At 43.4% G+C, this 20,418-nt stretch carries 17 protein-coding genes; 4 read left to right on the plus strand and 13 right to left on the minus strand.

The genetic code is table 11. The annotated features are described in order from the left end of the window. Positions 1-49 precede the first annotated feature (49 nt). Genes AC58UX_RS14370 through AC58UX_RS14385 form a run of 4 tightly spaced genes read left to right on the plus strand, consistent with a single transcriptional unit; the run spans position 50 to position 4,218 of the window. Positions 50-1,375: a glycosyltransferase family 2 protein gene (locus AC58UX_RS14370; protein WP_497253741.1), complete on the plus strand. Its 1,326-nt coding sequence runs from the start codon at positions 50-52 to the stop codon at positions 1,373-1,375. Further along, positions 1,329-2,027, plus strand: coding sequence for a glycosyltransferase family 2 protein (locus tag AC58UX_RS14375; protein ID WP_497254854.1), 699 nt, complete (start codon positions 1,329-1,331; stop codon positions 2,025-2,027). Before AC58UX_RS14370 ends, AC58UX_RS14375 begins: the two co-directional genes overlap by 47 nt. Further along, on the plus strand, positions 2,024-3,163 hold the full coding sequence (locus AC58UX_RS14380) for a glycosyltransferase family 4 protein (protein WP_497253743.1): 1,140 nt from the start codon (positions 2,024-2,026) through the stop codon (positions 3,161-3,163). The genes AC58UX_RS14375 and AC58UX_RS14380 overlap by 4 nt, the downstream gene beginning before the upstream one ends. Then, the gene (locus AC58UX_RS14385; protein WP_497253745.1) at positions 3,160-4,218 is read left to right on the plus strand and encodes a polysaccharide pyruvyl transferase family protein; all 1,059 of its coding nucleotides are present in this window, start codon (positions 3,160-3,162) and stop codon (positions 4,216-4,218) included. The genes AC58UX_RS14380 and AC58UX_RS14385 overlap by 4 nt, the downstream gene beginning before the upstream one ends. A 54-nt stretch (positions 4,219-4,272) precedes the next feature. Here the strand turns inward: AC58UX_RS14385 and AC58UX_RS14390 are convergent, their stop codons facing one another. From AC58UX_RS14390 to AC58UX_RS14450, 13 genes are all read right to left on the minus strand, one after another. Beyond that, positions 4,273-5,397 (minus strand): alginate lyase family protein, encoded by a 1,125-nt coding sequence (locus tag AC58UX_RS14390; protein WP_497253747.1) that lies wholly within the window; start codon positions 5,395-5,397, stop codon positions 4,273-4,275. Between the two features lie 3 nt (positions 5,398-5,400). After that, positions 5,401-6,405, minus strand: coding sequence for an SGNH/GDSL hydrolase family protein (locus AC58UX_RS14395; protein ID WP_497253749.1), 1,005 nt, complete (start codon positions 6,403-6,405; stop codon positions 5,401-5,403). 1 nt (position 6,406) lies between these two features. Continuing rightward, complete coding sequence (locus AC58UX_RS14400; RefSeq protein ID WP_497253751.1) at positions 6,407-7,795, minus strand: sulfatase family protein; 1,389 nt, start codon at positions 7,793-7,795, stop codon at positions 6,407-6,409. Positions 7,796-8,005: 210 nt separating this feature from the next. Beyond that, on the minus strand, positions 8,006-9,112 hold the full coding sequence (locus AC58UX_RS14405; RefSeq protein ID WP_497253754.1) for a Ger(x)C family spore germination protein: 1,107 nt from the start codon (positions 9,110-9,112) through the stop codon (positions 8,006-8,008). Next, positions 9,109-10,512 (minus strand): spore germination protein, encoded by a 1,404-nt coding sequence (locus AC58UX_RS14410; RefSeq protein WP_497253756.1) that lies wholly within the window; start codon positions 10,510-10,512, stop codon positions 9,109-9,111. The genes AC58UX_RS14405 and AC58UX_RS14410 overlap by 4 nt, the downstream gene beginning before the upstream one ends. Further along, complete coding sequence (locus AC58UX_RS14415) at positions 10,509-11,591, minus strand: endospore germination permease (RefSeq protein WP_497253758.1); 1,083 nt, start codon at positions 11,589-11,591, stop codon at positions 10,509-10,511. Before AC58UX_RS14415 ends, AC58UX_RS14410 begins: the two co-directional genes overlap by 4 nt. A 212-nt stretch (positions 11,592-11,803) precedes the next feature. Further along, a complete protein-coding gene (locus tag AC58UX_RS14420) occupies positions 11,804-13,228 on the minus strand; it encodes an ABC transporter substrate-binding protein (protein ID WP_497253760.1) in 1,425 nt (474 codons plus the stop codon). A 34-nt stretch (positions 13,229-13,262) separates the two neighbouring features. Continuing rightward, on the minus strand, positions 13,263-14,369 hold the full coding sequence (locus AC58UX_RS14425) for an efflux RND transporter periplasmic adaptor subunit (RefSeq protein ID WP_497253762.1): 1,107 nt from the start codon (positions 14,367-14,369) through the stop codon (positions 13,263-13,265). Positions 14,370-14,402: 33 nt separating this feature from the next. Next, positions 14,403-15,281, minus strand: coding sequence for a carbohydrate ABC transporter permease (locus tag AC58UX_RS14430; RefSeq protein ID WP_497253764.1), 879 nt, complete (start codon positions 15,279-15,281; stop codon positions 14,403-14,405). A gap of 2 nt (positions 15,282-15,283) precedes the next feature. Continuing rightward, entirely contained in the window at positions 15,284-16,156 is an 873-nt protein-coding gene (locus AC58UX_RS14435; protein WP_497253766.1) for a carbohydrate ABC transporter permease, read from the minus strand. A gap of 164 nt (positions 16,157-16,320) precedes the next feature. Continuing rightward, positions 16,321-18,453 carry a COG1470 family protein gene (locus AC58UX_RS14440; protein WP_497253768.1) on the minus strand — a complete coding sequence of 711 codons (2,133 nt, stop codon included), beginning with the start codon at positions 18,451-18,453 and terminating at the stop codon, positions 16,321-16,323. Positions 18,454-18,487: 34 nt separating this feature from the next. Next, complete coding sequence (locus tag AC58UX_RS14445) at positions 18,488-19,759, minus strand: N-acetylmuramoyl-L-alanine amidase (protein ID WP_497253770.1); 1,272 nt, start codon at positions 19,757-19,759, stop codon at positions 18,488-18,490. Positions 19,760-19,861: 102 nt separating this feature from the next. After that, positions 19,862-20,335: an N-acetylmuramoyl-L-alanine amidase family protein gene (locus tag AC58UX_RS14450; RefSeq protein WP_497253772.1), complete on the minus strand. Its 474-nt coding sequence runs from the start codon at positions 20,333-20,335 to the stop codon at positions 19,862-19,864. Positions 20,336-20,418 lie beyond the last annotated feature (83 nt).

Below are 20,418 nucleotides of genomic sequence, written 5' to 3' on the forward strand. Positions count from 1 at the left end.
GTGCCATTCAGAGCAGGATCTCTCCCCCCTACATGGTGAGTGTAAAGACTTGGAACAAACTGGAGAGTTTGTATTGGTGACAGATGACAGCAGCGATCCAAAGGATCTAAAAAAGATGATAGAAACACTTCAAAAGAGCCGCACTGATGCTATTTTGTCTCAAGGGGAAGATAGGTTGGACCTAAGCTTAAGCGTGTCCCCTCTCCCCCTTTGGGACAGGTTAGTAAACGAGTTCGCCGGAAGGCCCGAACTGGGCAGCGGCTCGCTTGCGAATCTTCCCTTTGCCCTGCCCTTACCTATGTGGCGCTCGATCTGCGGACTTCAAATGCTAAGAAATCCTGTTGATTCGCACCTTGATTTGCTCCGGTCCCATTGGCGAATCGGTGTTGACGACAGCTTTTCAACCCGTCTAGCTTCACTTGAGCAGAAAAGCTTAGAGCCGCTTTCTGAGATGGATGAGCGGCTTGCGGCCTTCCTATCTCTTGCGCCTCCTCCAAGGGGAGGTTGGAATGATGGGTCTCGAAGAAGGGATATTGTCGACCAACTAAACCAAGGTAGTTTATCGCTGCCACCTATGTGGCCCGGAACGAACTTCTCTTTTAAAAAGAGACCCCATGCTTCGAAGTCGTTATCCGTCATTATCCCGGCACAGAACGAGGAAGCGACGATCGGGCAAGTCATCCAGGAAGCACAAATGCTTGCTCCGAATGAAATTATCGTGGTCATCAATGGCTCGAGTGACCGAACCGAGACGATAGCCAGGGAGCAAGGAGCTGTGACAATCAGTTTTACGGAACCGCTTGGTACAGATGTTGGTCGTGCAATCGGAGCATATGCTGCGCAAAGTGAGATTTTGCTGTTTTTGGACGGGGATTTTGTTATCCCTTGGAAGGATCTTACGCCTTTCGTGGAATCTGCTGCAACTTGCTGTGATTTGGCTGTAAACCAATTAAATCAACATTTGGGGATGCGCATGCCTCCGGGGACGGTCACGGCTCTGAAAGTTGCACTGAATACCGCGCTTGGTAGAGAGGATCTCGAGAATGCATCGCTTGTGAATGTGCCGTTTGCCATAAACCGTCGAGCACTTGAAGTCATCCATTGGACACACTTGCAGTGTCCTCCCAAAGCTTATGCAATAGGAATGCTTGGCGGGCTGGTCTGCTTGCCGGCACACCGAGTCGACGTAGACCGACTGAACCGTTACCGCCCCGAAAAGCATGATTTGGCGGGAGAACGTTATTCTCAAGCGGCGCAACAGATTATTGGCGACCACCTTGAAGCCATGCATATCATTTTAGACAGAAAAGGAGGAATGTACCATCATGATGAAGCGAGAACCCATCATGGTCAGCGTAGTTATAACCAACTATAACCGTGAAATTTATCTGAAAGAATGTCTTGATAGCCTCCACCATCAAACCTATCCGAATAAAGAAATCATATTTGTAGACGATGCCTCCACAGATCGATCAATCGAGGTGGTACAGTCGTGGATGGATGATAATGGCGTCCATTCCAATAACTTTATTCTTGTTCGTCTTCCAAGGAATGTTGGCTATGCCGGTGCATTATCCACGGGTTTATTCTTGGCCAGAGGCGAGTTTATCGCCATCCAGGACTCCGATGACTTCTCCCATATCGTACGTTTCGAGAAGCAAGTGAATTTCCTTCAAAACCATCCAGAACTATCACTGGTTGGAAGCAATTACGCCTCCTTTAAGAACGAAAACAATCGTCAATATATCCCGGCTAATTGGCTGAAGTACGGAGAGGAAATCCGTAAAGTGTATGCGAATGGCGGTCACTGCGTTTGCAACGGCACCATCATGTTCCGGGGAGCGATATTCGACCAGATTGGAGGACTATCAAGGCGAATCGATGGCGCAGAGGATTATGAGTTTATCGTTAAATTTCTCAATAGTGGAGCTCGAATCGAGAATATTCCCGAGGTTCTCTATTACTATCGTTTACACAGCGATCAAAGGTCTCTAGCGTATTTCGGAAAAGGGGGTGCTGCAACATGACCACTTCCCCTTTGTCTGTGTTAATGGTACTCGATCAATTGGCTCCCGCCGGCACGGAGACGCATGTACTAAGCTTGACGAAGTCTTTGATTCAGAGAGGACACGACGTCAGACTGGTCGCTGCTGATGGTGAACTTCGATCCTCGTTCGAACAAGCTGGCTGTACCGTATATCTCATGGATTCACCTGAAGGCGTGTCTACCAATCGCTCGGAATGGATCAACAAACTGCAAAGTATCTTGAAGATCGCCCATTTCGATTGTGTTCATGCGCATCAAACTCCCTCTGGACTTATGGCAGCAGAAGCTGCAGGCAGAGAAGATATCCCCTTCATTTTCACAACCCATGGGACGTATTATCCCAAAGACAGTCTTGGATCTCTCCTCTCCCATTCGAAAGCCGTCATCAGTGTGAGTAAACCTGTACAACAGTATGTGCAACATATCGGCTATCCATCGCATTTAATTCCAAATGGCATCGACCTCGAAGAGTTCTATCCGTCCAATAGCGCCAAGGTGCGCTCGGAACTCGGCATCGCTGAAACATCCGTTCTTATCGTATACGCTAGCCGTTTGGCATGGGGAAAAGCGACGGCATGCGACATCCTGTTGCGGGCTATGAAAGATCTCCATCGGTACGGCTGGCATCAATTCGAGCTTGTCGTCGTCGGGGACGGCCCTAACCGGGAAGCACTTCAGCGACTAGCCGAGTTCATCCATCAGGAAACCGGCAGGAAGTTTATCCATTTTGCCGGGCAGCAAACCCAAATGCGTGAGTTCTATAACGCCGCCGATATCGTGATTGGTACAGGACGGGTGGCGCTTGAGGCATTAGCTTCTGAGAAACCGGTGCTAGCAATCGGCAACAATGGCTTCTTCGGATGGGTGGAGCCTGAAAATTATGAGGATGCCTGGTCGCTCTATTTCGGCGATCACGGCTCGCGTGCTTTCCATTCACGTTATCTTTTTGCGGATCAAATTTTGAAGGGTTATCAGAGATTGGATGTGTTAAAGGAGCAAGGGCGTGAAAACAGACATTGGGTTGAACGCTTATTCCATATTGAGCGGACTACCGATCAACTGCTTCATATTTATCAGTCCGTTTCAGAGTTATCGCGAGAAAGGGGACAATTATGAAACGCATTCTCTATTTAGGTTGGATCGGCTTTAATAATATTGGTGATGAGTTGATGTGGCAATTGTTTCGAGAATTAAGTTGGAAATACCTCCCTTCCAAAACGTATGATGTCATCCCCTCGATTCCGGGTGTGGATATTCGTAACCACGGACCCTACGATACGATCGTACTTGGCGGTGGTTCGCTATTAATCCCCGGCTATATCGATGTTGTTTACCAAGCCATTCAAAAAAATAAAAAAGTGATCATCTGGGGAAGTGGACATGATCGGCCGGAGTACACCCCTTTAGACGAATCAGGTCAATCCTCCCTCCATTTGGCTTATACCGGAGAGCACAAGCCGACAAGCGCAAAGCTCGCCGAAGTTGTCAGTCAGTCTGCTTTCTGCGGGGTTCGCGGTCCGCTCTCTCAGCAGTTTCTCCACCATTCCGGTGTACCCATGGAGAAAACCATGATCAGCGGCGATCCTGCTTTTCTACTGCCTAACCCTGAGCGTTCGAAACGCGAAGGTTCAAAACGTGTCATTGGTGTTAACTGGGGAACAGCGTACAACCGGATTTTTGGAGGTAGCGAGGAAAAAGTTGAAAAACATTTAGTCGAAGCGCTCCGTCGTTTGATTTGGCAGGGCTATGATATTACCATTTTCCCGGTATGGGGACCGGACCGGGAAGCTTGTGAGCGTCTATATCGCAAGCTTGGAGATTCGGAGCATGTCAAACTCGATCTGCGACTGCATCATTACGAGGATCTACTGGAAATTATGCAGGGGTATGACTTAACGATCAATTTCAAGCTCCACAGCAATTATCTTTCCGCAGCAGCCGGAGTCCCCTTCATTTGTCTGGGCTACCGATTTAAATCGCTGGATTTCGGATGCTCCGTTAACCTGCCGGATTATATACTGCCTACACATCACGACCAGTTAATGGAAGCAATTCTGGACAGAGTTGCGAAGATTGAAGAAAACCAGAGCTTCATTCCAGAGCAATTCGAAGTCAGCAGGAATTCTTACCGGACGCTATTGGAGCTGCCGTTTAAGGAAAAGCTACTATAACCTATCGTTCGCGCAACGAGGCTGCCGTCATATCTGCGGCAGCCTCGTTGTATTTTATCTTATCCAAAGCAATGGTTGACGGATCGCAATGTTACGGCGAACTTCCATGTCTGAAGGAGCCGAGTCAAGGCTGCTCCACAATTCAACATATGCTTTACTTTCAAGCGCAAGCCCTGCAAACAACAAGGATGACACTTGAGCTGGCCAGCCTTCGAAATGTTCGATGTCAGGCGGACTCGGCCATGTGGACTTATCCTTCATATAAGGAAACAGATATGTCAATCCTCTGCGGATGCTACGACCATCAGGCAGTTCGAAGTGCCATAAATTCTCTTCCGGCGTTGAAAGAATGTGACACAACGTCACCATATTATCCAGCACGAAAATGGAGTATCCATAAGGTTTGGTACGTGCTAATTCCTGCGGGAAGCTGCCGTCGCGGTCCATTTGGTCAGGGAGCAGCGATTCTTTGAACATTTGACTGCAAAATTGAAGCATTTTTTCGTTCTTCGTAAACCATGCAAAGGTTGCCGCTTGCACACACCAGCAAACTCCATGGTTATTAGGAGCATTCATCTCATCAATGCCATTCTCGTGTGTGCTCATCCACTCCAAATAATCAGCAAACCACATTTGAAGTCCTTGATAGATGGCGTCTGTCATGGAAGAAGATGATTTCAACGCTTCTATTGCAACTGGTACATCGATCAAATGGAGTGTATCAATAATCCCTATCCCTCTTCCTGAGCAAATACCAGGTATCGCTTGCGCATAGAGCAGATGCGGATTCATCTTTGTGGCTTCATCCAAGAAGAACTCCCGTAAGAACATGACCGCTTTCTCTGCATAAGCCTCATTGCCAGTCACGGTATAACTAGCGGCCAAGTTCGCCACGTGGCTTCTCATGCTTCGTAAAATCAACCGATGGCTGTTAAAATTATGGGGATTGCTTTCGCCATCGAGACGTACATAAGGAAGCCCGTCTACGGTATCAGGATTTGGCCACCAGTAGTCACCGTTCGAATAATAATCATGCGGGCCACCTTCGCTATTGTCGGCAATGGCATCTGTAATATGTAGGGTACTTTCCTTCATTGACGCATCGGCTTGTTTAATCATCCATTTTGTATCAAATAATGAAAGAGCACTCTGCTCCCTTACTCTTGTTAGATTCATCATGATCTACATCTTCTCCTTGCATGGTACTAGTTGCGTTTCAGCCAACATGCCCAATATACGTTTAGCCATAATTTGATAGCCTTCTGCGTTCGGATGAATCTGGTCGGGTAGTAGATCAATGAACGTTTCTCCAAAAACATCCAAGCCATCTACATAAGTAAGATTTGAGTCCCCATAAGAAGTTAAGATAGTTACTGCTTCTTGAATCTCTTTCCTCATGGTAACCAAGGTCATCCCAACTAGGTTTTCATCCTTTTCTCTGTAAGGACAATAAATAGGAGAAAATATAAAAATAGGCGTGTTGCGATGCTTTTCCCGTATGATCGATACCATACCTATAATGGCAGATCGAAACGTTCGAATATTTAACGTATTGCCCCCCATGACATTAATACCGAGGCATAAGGAAATGATGTCTGCGGGAAGATCACGAATGACACGAGCAACCATAGGTTCCAAATGGCATTGTCCAGCAAACCCCATGCAGGTCAGGTCCCAACCTTTATGGCGTGCAACGATTGCCGGCCATGTTTGAGCTGGACTTTTAGCTGCAGTGCATTGTGTAATCGAGCTGCCGTATGTAACCCACCGGGGTTGATTGTTTGGCAAAGGATCAGCGGATGCTCCGTCATCAAGCTTTAGTCCTTTCACCGTGACGTCAGCTTTTTGCGATAAATAAATGTCAACCCGCTTCAAGTTTCTTGGTAAATTTGAAAATAAACAAATGTCTTCACCTGCAAGAAGAGTATTGGTTTCGATGAATTGATCTTCAATAACGAGATCAAATTGTCGGTCTTGCTCTGTTTTAACCACATGCACCTCCACTGAAGTGGAATTGCTTAGGAAAGCAAGTCGTACCCCCGCCGTTTCCCCGGCCTTCTCCACTAATTTAGATGCAAATAAGCTGAGCTGATCGTGAGGCAATCTCCATGGTCGAAGGCCTGATTCATCCGCTTCTATGGAAACGGCTCCACGAAACCACGCTGTATTGATTTCAATGAATTGCATGCTAGAACTCACCCTTTTGTACAGGCTTATCTTTCAAAATATCATCATTCGTATGCATCCATGATGCCAGTTCAGAGGCAAGCCGTTTAATGTTCTCCGCATGTGCAGGCTCTGCCGACAAATCCTGTGTTTCCCATGGATCATGGAGCAGATCGAACAATTGAATTCGTTCTGTTCCTGCGTTCGTAACAGGCGAGCGATAATACCGGATTAGCTTCCATCGGCCGTCCGTTACCATCCGTTGGACATCTCGATAAACCGAGCCTACGATACTGCGTACCCCTTCGGTTTCCCCTGTAAAGATTGGACGCAGACTTATGCCTTCCGTTTCCTCTGGCAGCTCGATGTCGCATAGCCCGGCAACGGTAGGGAAAATATCGATATTACTTGATATCGCTCGCACCTGCTTGCCCGCTGGCACGCCTGGCCCTCGGAAAATAAGCGGAATGCGTACGCTGTGCTCGTAAAGGTTCTGTTTACCCATCAGTCCGTGTTGCCCGACCGCCAATCCATGGTCCGCCGTATACACGATGAGCGTATTGTCATAAATGCCTTTTGCGTTCAACGATTCGATAACTCTACCGATTTGAGCGTCCATGTGGCTAATCATCGCATAGTAATCAGCCATATGTTGACGAATTTCGCCCTCGTCCCTCGGCCATTGTGCTAGCTTCTCATCCCGTACTACCATATCCCCTGTATCGAAGGGATGCTCCTGCATAAAGTTCGGTGGCAGCGGAATTTCGGACGAGTTATACATGTTGGCATACGGCTCCGGCGCGGTTCGGGGATCATGCGGTGCCGTATATGCTAGATATAGGAAAAATGGCTGCTCATCCGAGTACTCCTCAATAAAGTTGACCGCTGCATTCGTAAACAGCTCCGTCGAGAACGTATGTTCCATGTATTCTTTTTCCTTCGAATACTCGCCGGTCGGATCATAATCATATACGGGAACCTTGCAATGATCGCTCATTCCGTGAAAGTGCAGCTTATCTCCCCCCTCGAAACTTCGTGTGAAGCTCGCTTTGTCGTTATGCCATTTACCGACTGCATGTGTTCGATACCCGGCCCCCTGCATCGTTTGCGGCATGAGTCGCACATCCGACCGAATAACACTCGAATGCTCTCGGTTCATCATATCTTTGCCAATCGTAGCGCGGAAAATCGGCTTGCCCGTATGGACGCACGCACGACTCGGCGCGCAAAGCGCTCCGGTTAAACCGCCAAATATATGCGTGTTACGACATGAGGTTCCGCTTGCGACCAGCGAATCCAGTACAGGCGTCTGCACGGTTTCACTACCGAACGCTCCAATAGCTTCACCACGATGATCGTCAGCAATGATAAATACAACATTAGGTTTTTTCGATATGTTCTTCTCTTTCATGTTAATCCTCACTTTCAAGCGACAACAATTTGTACAATTCTGGATGTGGTAGACTTCCATACCTTATTATGTTACGAATCCATTTCGCTTGAATAGCCATCAAAACCTGAACAGAGTCATCAAAATCGAAAAAACTACCCCTTAATTATCTGAATACGTATGCAAATTAAAGACAGACAAAAAAACACGTTACCCAATTGGTCCCGTGTTTTAAGTTTTCTTAAGCTCGCCCGTATGTTGAATATAAACATGGACATTGATTTGGTCTAGCGAGGAAGAGGTAAGTTCTATATCTTGCCAGTCGTTCATTCTTTTCTTAAACATGGCATTCCTAAATTTGTACAAATCAGCATTGATGCGTAACCCTTCTTCGTATGTAGAACGGATTTCTTTTTTGATTTTCTCCTCTGCTTCTTTTTGCATTTCTTGCTCGGATGAATGGCTGTCAAACAACTCTACAATATTTCCTGTGACTTTCACTTCAATATTAAAAATTGTTTTCCCATCTTGTTCTGTTACCCTTATTTTAGATTTTGGTTTTTCAAGTGAAATGATCGCGGACTTGATCTCGATCGGTGATCTTTCTGTCTCTTGCTCCATCCATCGCAATCCATTCAGCTGATTGTTTGCCATCCATCCTTGAAAACCGGTTTTTCGAACAACAAACACCCCGTTTATTTTCAATTTTTCTTCCGAGTTCTTCTCGGATTGCCATGCTGTTTTGTCAATGGTTAGCGTAGGAATTATAGCCGTTTCACCAGGCTCATTGAGATCAATTTGATAATCTTGCGCAAGCAAAGGCTTGATGAACGATCTCTGAAGATAATTTTCTTCCGGTTGGCCAAGTAAGTTGGTAATGGGCGACATTTGAAAAAAAGATGGTGTCTTAAAGATGTCTTCGATGGATCCTTTCGTGCCAAATATCCATGGTGTATACCTAAACTCTCTGTATCTCTTTAAATTATCGAAGTAATCATCGCCACCTGATTGAATGGCATTTTCGGTAAATAGATATGTGCGAACATGACTCCAATATATTCGTCTTTGTACGGTACTATAAATGTCACCTAAGGCCAACGCCAGTGACTTCCCTTTCCCTTTTCCGACATACACTTGCGGGCCGTTTCCCCCGGCTCCCGTATCCGACTTAGCTACATGCCCAAAGGATACCGTTTGTATGTAGACCTCATATACATTATTTTTATAATCAACTCCTATCGCAGTAGCATAAAGCAGATCTTGAATATTTTTATTGTCCCAACATCCGGATAGGCATACCATACAACAGAGTGTAATGAAGAGTACCGCGGGTTTCATTCTCTATCTCCTTGTGACGTAGAATCTGTCGGTTGTAATATGCTAGGTCTTTTGTTTTTGGATTTGAAAGGTCGATTAAGTACCGCTATTATGGACGACTTCACATTGAGTTCAGCGATCGGAGACCAATACGCAATTCCGAAAGAAGTTAATGTCGACGTATAAGCCACAACCGAAAATAATCCGATAAAAAAACCATATATCCCCAATAACGAGGAGATCAACAATAAATAAATACGGACCAGTGTGACAGTTCCTGTCAAGGATTGATTTACCAATGTAAAGGATGCAACGGCAGAAGCCGCCGTTACCATGAGCAGTGCCGAGGAGGCAAGTCCTGATCGAATCGCAGCATCACCAATAATGAGCCCCCCAACTACAGTTACCGTTTGTCCCACTGGTTTCGGTAGGCGTATACCAGCTTCACGGAACAACTCGAATAATCCAAAAATTAAGAAGTTTTCTATCGTCGTTGAATAGGGTATTCCCTTACGTGCTTCGCTAATCGTTGCCAATAAAGGAAATGGAATTTGGTCGATATTAAAGCAGGTCAATGAAGTATAGAATCCTGGCAAAAACATCGCTATCACTAAACCGCTAAGACGTAACAAACGTTGAAATATGGTGTAATAGTAAGAGGAATGGGCATCTTCGGGGGACTTCAATTGCTCGGTAAGATTAGAAGGGCCGATGATGGCCATTGGAGACCCGTCCAACAAGATCACAAATCTCCCCCGTAGAAGTACCTCAGCAGCAAAGTCAGGTCTTCCAATGGTATCCACTAACGGAAATATAGAGTCGCTGGAATCGCTTAAATATTCTTCCAATTGTCCGACGCCAATAATGGAATCCACATTGATTTGAGATATCCGACGTTTCGCTTCAACTACGAAATCTGGGTTAATAATATCTTTGATATATAGAATGGCTAAATGTACATTTCCCCTTTTACCGACAATGAAATTTTCATATTGAAGGGAACTGGTTTTTAATCGTTTGCGAATGAGAGCTACGTTCGTGATGACTTCCTCGGTAAAACCATCGCGCGGTCCGCGGATGGATATTTCACTAATGGACTCTTCGGGCTGACGTTTTGGCGGGTTCGAAATATCTGTTTCATATACGTGTGTTTCATTTTCGTGAAAAATTAAAACAATCACGTTTCCTGAAAAAACCCGTTGCTCAATTTGGCTTAACTCTTCGTTCTCATCGATGAGCTTCAACTCATCGTTTCGAATCATTTCTGTCATTCGTGGGAGAACATTCTCATTTAATTGCTTGCTATCCACCAAGCCATCGCAATAAACAACTTGCGTGCCGCTGCGTTTCTGAAATTTCACATCGTAACAGGCAGAGAATAATGCCCTAAAATCCTCTTCTTTTGCATGTTTAATGTTCATACGATTCCTCTTTTTCTTGTTGTAAAATAGGCTAAAACAGTCCAACAGAGAATCGAAAACGTGGAAATTGGATAGAAGTAATTTTTAGTATAAGCTAAAAAATCGCTATCATTGATTTGCAACTCTAACCCGATGAATAAGGCCGTCGTGCATGCAAGGATAGTAGTTTTATTAAGCCAATGCTTGGAAGTCAACAAATCGCCAATTAAAAATAATCCCAAACTGGTTACAATAGCTGTACTGCTAATCCACTGGTAGATAGATAAGAAGTCCAGATGCTCCAAGAAACTGCTGATTCTAACTAATCGCCACTGTGTAAAGAGAGGGAATCGTTGTTTGGATGCTTCATAAGTACCGAATATAGTCAAAACACTCATAACCGCATTGATGAAAAAAAATGAAACAACAGACACTATGGCTACAAAGTGTTTCCATTTAAAGGTGCCTTCAAAATGAGGGGATAGTAATAATAATAAAAACAAATCCATACCAGCCCTAACGACGGTAGTTGCGCCTTTTAATATGGGGCGAGACCCTTCAGTGAATAGCGGGAGCAGCAGGTCAAATTGTCTATATTTGAAAGTAAACACAGCCATAAAAAAAATCAGGAATAAAATAATCGGCAATAAAACAGAAAAGGAAATGGCAATCGGTTTAATTCCCTTAATAGCTAAGTACGCACAAACAATTAATAAGGGCAATGAAATCGCCCATATAGGTGTATAAGGTAGAAAAAAAGATTTAACCCATATGACTACATTGTTATCAATGACAAATAATTCACAAATTAAATATAAGACAATCCAATATCTGACTACCCACGCGATGAAGAATCCCATTTTAAGTTCAAGTACATCGAGGAAAGATTGGTTAGGCGCTTGATTCTTTGCTATTCGATAAATCCAAAAGGCATATAAGAAATACACAATGGAGCCAATAATACTACTAACAAATGAATCCCGCTTTGCTTGTTCTACGAGTATGATTCCACCTGAAATCTGGGCTAAGCTTAAAGTTGCACTCATACACAAAATAAGACCATGCATAGGATTGATTTTTGGATTGGAAAATGTCGACAAAGAACTCACCCCCTGTACCTATATTTTCCTGCAAGTCGTTTTTTTATCCCAAGAGTAATAGGTACAGGACCACACAACTACATTTTTGTCGTTTATAGTACAAAAAAAAGCCGCATTTGCGCGGCTTCTACAATGCAGCATATAATGGCTGTCTTTCTAGTGTTGTTTCTAAAGTTTCTACTTTTCAAGAGCCGGCATCCATGCAGTTGATCTTATTCGTTAAGATAAGTCGTCACACGATTCTGAATCAACTTAGCAACAGCATCAGCCGATTTTTGACCCGCAAAGTAAGCTTTGGCTTCCTCAGAAATGATCGTTTGAACCTTGTTAAATAGCGTAATCGGGAGACTCGCTTCAGACACCATCGTCTTAAGGGACTGAATATCCTTCTCAGTTACATTGACGGCACCGCCCTTCTGAACGGTTATCGTTCCTTTACCGTTTGTCACTTCAGTTACTAAATCTGCTAGTTGTTTCTCCGTAATCTTCTTGTTCAGCGAGAAGCCATTGCCGTTCTCTTGTAGCCCAGGCATGGATTGCATCTCTTCAGACATTAGAAACTTCATAAAATCCCACGCTGTTCCTTTAACAGTTGAATTCGAATTCATGGCAATTTTACCAAGCCCACCATAGGCTACTCCTGATTTCTGTCCTGCAGCATGCGGCTTTTGATAAATCTTTCCGTTTGTATAATAAAGCCCGAGACGAGCCACGTAGTCTTTGGGATTATAGATTTCAGATTGATAGAAAGTGGTGTTGCTGCCTATAGGACCTGAATTTCCGGATGCTATGATATTCTCGTCGAACAAACTCTTTACACGGTTTAGTAAATCAGTAAAGGCTGTGGATTCGAAATTCGCCTTTGTTCCATCCACGAATTGAGCATAATTGTCGGATACTAGCGAGTTAAGCATCTGCACGGGCGTACTTCCCATAGAGCTGGCGTGAACTCCTTTGGCAGCTAGCTGTTTACTTGTCTCCACAAACTGACTCCATGTCCAATTCTTATCATCGATGACGACCCCGGCTTTTTCAATACCAACTGCGTCGCCGAACAACAGACTCAAGAAGAAACGTGTTGGCAGAACGTAGAGTCCGCCATTCATTTTTGAACTTTCTAGAATGTTCATGTAATAAAGGCTTGGGTCAAAGGTGCTATCACTCTTCAAAAGTTCGTCCAAATTAACGAATGCTTTCTTGTTCACGTATTTATCGATTGGCAAGTCTATGGTGTCCAGGGCAAACAAATCAGCTCCTTTACCAGACAAGATTTGTGTCGTCGTCGTTTTCACGTATTTTTCAACCTCGGCAGGACTCATAGTACCTCCTCCAGTTGCGAATGGTTTGAATTCTATTGTGATGTTAGGGTGCGCTGCTTCATATTTCTGCTTTGCCTGCTTGTAGAAATCAGTGACCGCAAGAACGGAGACAATAATCGTTTTCTTGCTGTCTTTGTTTTCATCTTCAATTATGACTGTTTTTCCTGCTGGGCTGTTAGTGGGACTACTCGGATTTACTGTACTTTCAGTATTGCTGCTGCTCGTCGGTTCGCTTTGGTTGACAGAGGTACTTTCATTGCACGCTGTCAAACTGAACATGACAACTAAACTCATGAGAAGAAGAAACCATTTTTTCATCTTTACTTCACTCCTTATAATTAGTACATCTTTTCTAATTCTTTCTTACTCGACCACCATCTGTGAGCGCTTCACTACTATCCGTAATGATACTTAGTCCAGGGTACGCCCCCTTTGTGACAATCACCGCATCTTCAGTGGATTCTCCTACTTCTATGAACACTTTACGAACATGATAGGTATTACCGAGCGGACTCTTTTTCTCTTCCAAAACATACATATATTTGGTCGTACTTTCACCGTGTACCGCTTTTTTAGGTAAAAGTAGCCCATCGCCTGCGTCCGTACTTATACGGAATTCCACACTAGCTTTCTCGCCGCCTTGTAATTCGGCACTTTGCACAGTTAAACTTACTTTTTTCATTTGCTCATCCGTAGCTTCAATCCCAGCAATGACACTTTCATAGGTTTTACTTTCCCCTTTGATTTTGACAGCCATATCCTGTTTGCTGCCAACCTCCAACTTGTCAGAGATTGCTGATGGCATTTGTAGAACTAACTGATAACCTAAGCTAGCATTTGAAATCGTTATATCAATCCCCGCGCTTCCAGAAACCAATCCTTTCACAGCAGATAGATGTGAGATGATGCCTTCGAAAGGAGCTGCTATTTGACTTAGGCTCGCGAAGTCATCCTTCAATTCTTTTATTTTACGCTCTTGCATATTCCTATCCAGTTGAGCGACCTCCAGATCTCGTTTGGCAGCGCGAATCTTGAGATCCTCCCCACTCTGGACAGCTTCGATGTAGCCATCTTGCATGCCTTCCATCATAAACTTCTGTCGTGATAATGTAGCCTCCTCATCGAGAATACGACGCGATGCTTCTTTGCTCTCGTAAGTAACGAGAAGCTGTCCCTTCTCGACATGGTCCCCTGCCTTCACCATGACATCTTTAATCGTCCATCCAGACTTGTTGGAAAACTCCACTTTGCTAATCGGCTGCAGCACACCACTGCCGTTGTATTGTTGAACGAGTGGTTCCGATTTCCCTTCTTCTGCCACAACCTTAGGTAAATTCATGGTGCGCATCGTATTGCTATAAAGGGTAAGAATAAGTAATCCAGCAATAAATAGGATCGAAGTCCATTTCAGTTTTGGATTTAAACCAGTTCCAGCCTGATCAGAGATTTGGGTTTTCAATATAATCCCCCTTTCCTAGATGTTTTCATTGCACTAGCCTTTGATCCCAGACAACTGAACGCCTTCAATAAAGTAACGTTCTGCATACAAAAATAAGAGCAACATAGGAGACATATACAGCACGGAAGCTGCGAAACCAATGCCTCGTGCTTCTTCTTGGATACGTGATAAGTAAAGGGATAATGGCTGTTTGAAAGCATCTTCCAAGAAGATCAGAGGTTGCTCGACCATATTCCAATAATCCACAAAGAGAAGTACGACAAGTGCGGCCAAACCCGGTTTAATCAAAGGAACAATAATTCGCTGAAAAATCATAAGATGACCAGCGCCATCCATAATGGCTGCTTCAACATAGGAATACGGGATCGACAACATAAACTGTCTTAGCATGAAAACGCCGAATGTAGCAAAAATACCAGGTAATACAATGGCACTCGCACTATTGAGAAGGCCAAGCTTATCAGCAATAATATAGTTCGGCACCAAAGTAACTTGAAATGGCATTAGCATAACCATGACATAGGCAAGGAATAAGGTATCGCGACCTCGAAACCGAAGTTTGGCTAAGGCATAAGCAGCCAGCGAGCCCACAATCACTTGCCCGATAATCATAGGCACAACCAGGAACACCGAATTCCAGAACATGTTTAGATACGTTGGCGTTTCGAATAGAATCTTCCCATACTGCGCAAAGGACACCCAGTCGGGAATGAGTTTTAACGTGATGAATTGCTCTTTGCTATCTGCGGTCTTCTCAATCATTTGGCCAATCAAATCATAGTTAGTACTGATTTCATTCTCCGTCATCAACGAGTTCGTAAATGTGAACACAACAGGGAAAATCATACAGGCTGAAATGACCACTAATATAAGGGATAATAGACATTTATTTATCAAAGCTGATTTTTTCATAATCACTCCATGAATTGTCTGAATTTGCGCTCCAGCGTCATCATCCCAAGGACAAGAACAAATATCGCAATGACCATTAATGTTGCTGCCGCTGTCAACTTCTGAACATCAAGTGAGTAAAACATATTGTTCATATAATGCTGAAGCATATAAATACTGTCATGCGGGTAATCCCCTGCGATTAAATATGTCTCTCGGAAAATCTTGAAAGAGTTGATGATCGACATGAGAACTACAAAGAACAGGGTTGGTGTTAAATAGATCAACGTAATCGAAGTTAGTTTACGGAAGGGTCCAGCCCCTTCCAAATCTGCCGTTTCGTAATAATCACTTGGAATACTTTGCAAACCAGCTAGAAATAAGATGATGTTATAGCCAACATTTTTCCAAAGGTAAGCAGCGGAAATGACCACCCTCGCCCACTCTGAATTCATCCAGTCCACACGCTCTAGACCAAAAAGATGCAACCCGCCGTTTAGCGCACCATTCCAATCGAACAGGATCTGCCAAACCATAACAATCGAGGCCACAGGTACAACAAGCGGCAAAACATAGGCGGTTCTGAGCCATTTACGTAAGAAAACATTCTGATTCAAGAGCAGAGCAAGAAGTAGTGAAATAACAATCAATACCGGCACACTTATACCTGTAAACAACAAGGTGTTCGCTGATGCCTTGAGGAAAGAATCGCTTGCTAACAACTCTTTATAATTGGCTAAGCCTACGAACGAGCCATCAATCGTACGATCCATAAGGGAGTAAAAGACACCTATAGCAAATGGGATTAAATAAAAGATAGCGAAACCAATGATGCTTGGTGCAAGAAAACCAATCGCTACGACACTTTGTTTTCGTACTAATTGTTGCATCTTCATTCTTGTGAACCACCTACTTCAAACTTATTTCTCTCTTGCTCAACCTTACTTAGATCTTAACCTGCTCATATCAAGATAAAGACATAACAAAATAAAGATGAGATGAAGATTAAGCCGCGGGCAAAAAAAAATCCCTCAACTGAGAGGGATTTAGCTATTTTTAATTAATCTGTCGTTATGAACCAGTCGATCTCTTGGCTTCCTAGAAGCCTTCGATGACCATGGAATTCATCATATAACTTCAATGTATATTTTTTTAGGAATTGTTGCTGGTAGATAAGGTCTTTCTCATTGATGTCAATGCGGAATCCTTCATGCATACCTAGTAATAGTCTCTGTTGACCAGATCGATCATCATCCATTGCTTTAGGTTCAAAATCCTTAGCTTCAAACGCTCTTTCAAACGAAGTCTTACCGTTGTGATCTTCAAACGCTAGGACAAGTTTATGCCCATCTACATTTGTTTCAGCGGTTAGATCTTTCGTTAGTTCATAATTAAACTTTAGCGTAAGTTCACTAATCCCCTGATTATTTCCAGAAATGTATGTGCTTATCTGACTTAATGACAGGTTATAGGGGTAAAGTGTAATTTCTTTTAGCAGCGACTTCACATCCTTGGTATCTTCTGGCACCCAGTACGCAGTAGGTTTCACGTACATGACATCCGTTGAACTAACTGCCGTTGATACTTCAGATTCTTTTTGAATGGCTTCACCTAAAACGAGTTCCAGTTCTTGTGTAGGATAATCTTTCGGCAAGCGGGTCCAAGCATTAAGCTGCGCTATACCAGATGGGCTAATCTTCTGATTTACTTCGTCCAGAGTTGCTGGGAAGATAGAACCGTCCTTTGAGCGGAAATACGCTACTAACTTCGGAAGGTTGGAGAAGCGCTTTTCTAGATTTTCAACACGAACTTGTGCTGTAAATAAATCGGATGAACTTCCTTTGTATACCGCGGAACCATAAATGGCATATCGAGTTCGGCGACCTGGGTCACTGATCATGTGCGTTTCGAATTTACGTATGTAAGGTGTGGTTTGCTGCTCTTTCAAATCGGAAAAAGTAAGCAAATCTTGCAACTTAGCGTCGCTCTTTTTTTGCTGTAAGACAAGTTTCAAATCCGAGAATGCGTACGTATAAGGAATTTTCCCTACGAATTGGACATCTACATGGTCGCCAGAACCAATTCCTATTGTCTTGGCCATTCGAATCATTTCTGCCTCCACTTTCACGCCACCATCCAGTAGGAAATAACCTGTTAACTCGGGAATTGGCAGTGATTGATCGCCTTTATTACCAAGAATCACATTCGCAGAGAGCATGTCTAGATCGTTCAATGGCAAGCGTTGCAAATCATTTAACTGAGTCGAATATATCCCATCATCGTTGCAAAATGTATATTCACGGCCAATCGTCTTGACTTCTTGCATGGTCTCCGGTGGTAATTGAAACGTTGCAACGGGCATGTGCCGTTTAAGATCCGAATCCAAGCTAGTCACAACAAGCTGCCAGTTATCTGTGTCTACAGAAACAGGAATGGATCCAGAGAGTTGAAGTTCTTTGGCATCATTGGGGCTGATGGTCATATCTTTCACATCTTTTGCTTCTAGTGGATGGATTCGTCCATCCGATGTACGGATGGCAAAGGTGAACGTAGGTACAGTGACTTGATAGGCTCCTTCATTCTCCATGTTGACATAGACAGTCGGTAAGATATACCTCCCATTCGACTTCGTTTCTATTTTGGTTACTTGCGCTTTGATGTTGACATCATTCATGTGAATGACTTGGCTTTCACCAGCTGGCACCGTAGTTGTATAACCTTCTGGAATCGTTAATTCTCCAATATTACGTTCATAATTCGTCTGACTGAAATCCCATTGAAAGAATTGGAAGATAAGTTCATGTAATTTGGTTGTATCATTTACCGTTGTATAGAAGCTTAGATCTTGACTTGATTTTGGTTGGATTCGTTTGTTGTTATGATCTTTTGGGTTCAGTTTAACGGAATATGATTTACCTGAACTGTCTTTTAAACGAATCCAAACATCATTAAAACTTAACTCACGACTCCCATTATTATGAACGGTAACGGTGAATGTCAGTAATTGTCCTTCTTGCTCAGGTATCATTTGAATATTCTTGAGCTCAAAGCTGCTATCACCCGTCCAAGCAACGGTACCGAGTTGAGCTTCGACACTGCGTTGCCCGCCATCTGCATAAGCAGGTACATTCAAACTTAAAGTACCTGCGAGCGTCAAAGATGCAACGATGATAGGGATAATTGTTTTTCTCATTAAGTTCGCCTCAATTCTAGAAAGTTTACAATTCTTAAATTTCCTTATTTGTCAAATACCGATCCATCACAACAACAACTTCTGCTCTACTTATACTCCGATTTGGCATGTACTTTGTCGTTGAGATGCCGTCAATGAATCCAGCTCTTTTAAGTGTATAAATGGCGTTTGCAGACCATAAGGTGTTTGGAACATCGGAAAATCCGATCATTTCCTGCGGCTTTACAGATATATCGGTTAACTGATTACTCAGCAATCTTAGGAGGACGGCCGCGGCTTCTGCCCTAGTGATAGAACCATTCGGTTTAGTCGTTCCATCCTCATAGCCTTGAATGACTTGGACTGCAAATGCTTTCTGCATAACGGTATATCCCCAAAACGATTTAGGCAGATCTTTAAAATTGGATTGCGGGGGATTCGGCGTTGTAGCAACTAAGCCCATTTTATCAAGCAAGGTGATGAATTCAGCACGAGTCATTGAACGATCTGGCTGGAATAAACCGTTAACGCCATTTATCAGGTTACGATCATTTAGTCGTAAAATAGCTTGGCGGGCCCAATGGTTCACGGTATCCGGAAAAACAACAGGCGCGGTCTTTACTGAATTATCTTTGTCACTTTTGTTAGTATTGTTGTTTCTGCTGTTGTTACTGTTGCTACTGCTGTTGTTACTGCTGTTGTCACCAGATGTTCTAGATCTCAAGAAAAATTGAATGCCATTACTTATCCCTGTTGCTATTCGAGTGCGAAAATTGGGATCGGCCATTTTTAAAGCATCATTTAGATTAGATAAGAACGCGGTTTCCACTAAGATACTGGGAACCTTTCCGGATCGTACCAATTTTGAAGCATCCGCAACCAGCCCTTTATTCGTTAAACCTGTAGATTTCAAGAGATCATCAAGTACGTTCTGTGCCAATTTCTTTGACACTGGTGTAAGTGCGCTCATTTCTGGGCTTGCCGGATAATCTTTTTGTGGATATGCGGAATCATAATAAAGGATTTGAGCTCCGTTTACTTGTGTAGTCGGATTGCTATTCGCGTGGACCGAAACAAAGAGATCAGCATGCTGATCATTGGTAAATTGAATGCGTTCATCTAACGTAAGAAATCGGTCATCCATCCGTGTCATAGCAACCTCATGACCAATTCTTATCATGTCATTTTTAAGTTTCATGGCAATATCTAGAACCAAATCTTTCTCTTTCAAACCTGTTGCGCTAGTTGTGCCAGGATCCTTACCACCATGACCAGCATCAATAACTATTTTGGCGGCAAAGCTCTCGTATGGAAGTGATACTACCATGAGTAGTGAGGCGATTAGTACTTTATTTGCAAACTTTTTCATGTATTCCTAGTACCTTTCTTTATCTGTCTTCATTAGGCATTCTACTCCCCTTGCGCAAAGTTAAAGTGGAGTCGAGATAAAGATAAGATGAAGATTTTGTCGAAAAATATTATGATAAAAAGAGATAATACCTTCAGTAATTGATGTTGCTGCCTTGTTTTGAAATTTTTGAGTTTGAATTCGCTGTTCACGGGTCAATACAATGTTCGCACCCGTTTGCCCCGCTAATTCCTGCTTGATATTTAACGCCGTTTTAAGTGTAAGATCTTTCTTATGGATGCCTGTTTGTCCTGTTGCACCTACATCTTTGCCTCCATGTCCAGCATCAATGACGATCGTTTTCCCTTCTAAAATACGCTCCTCTTTATTCATAGCGTTGTTACTTACAGACTGGGTACCCAGCTGTTCTGCAGACTGTACTGTAGACTGGACAGTTTCGTTCTTAAAAAGGCTGCTCGCCTGTACGTTATATACAATGAAGCCGGAAATATGTGTACTAATTGCAGTGAAGGCAAGAATTCCATTTTTTCTCATAAGTGGATCTCCTCTCATTATGCAAACTATATCTGAGTTGAAACTTTCATTCATAGAGTTATTTTATAAGAGGCAGATGAACA

It is taken from the genome of Paenibacillus sp. J22P90, from assembly GCF_059692195.1.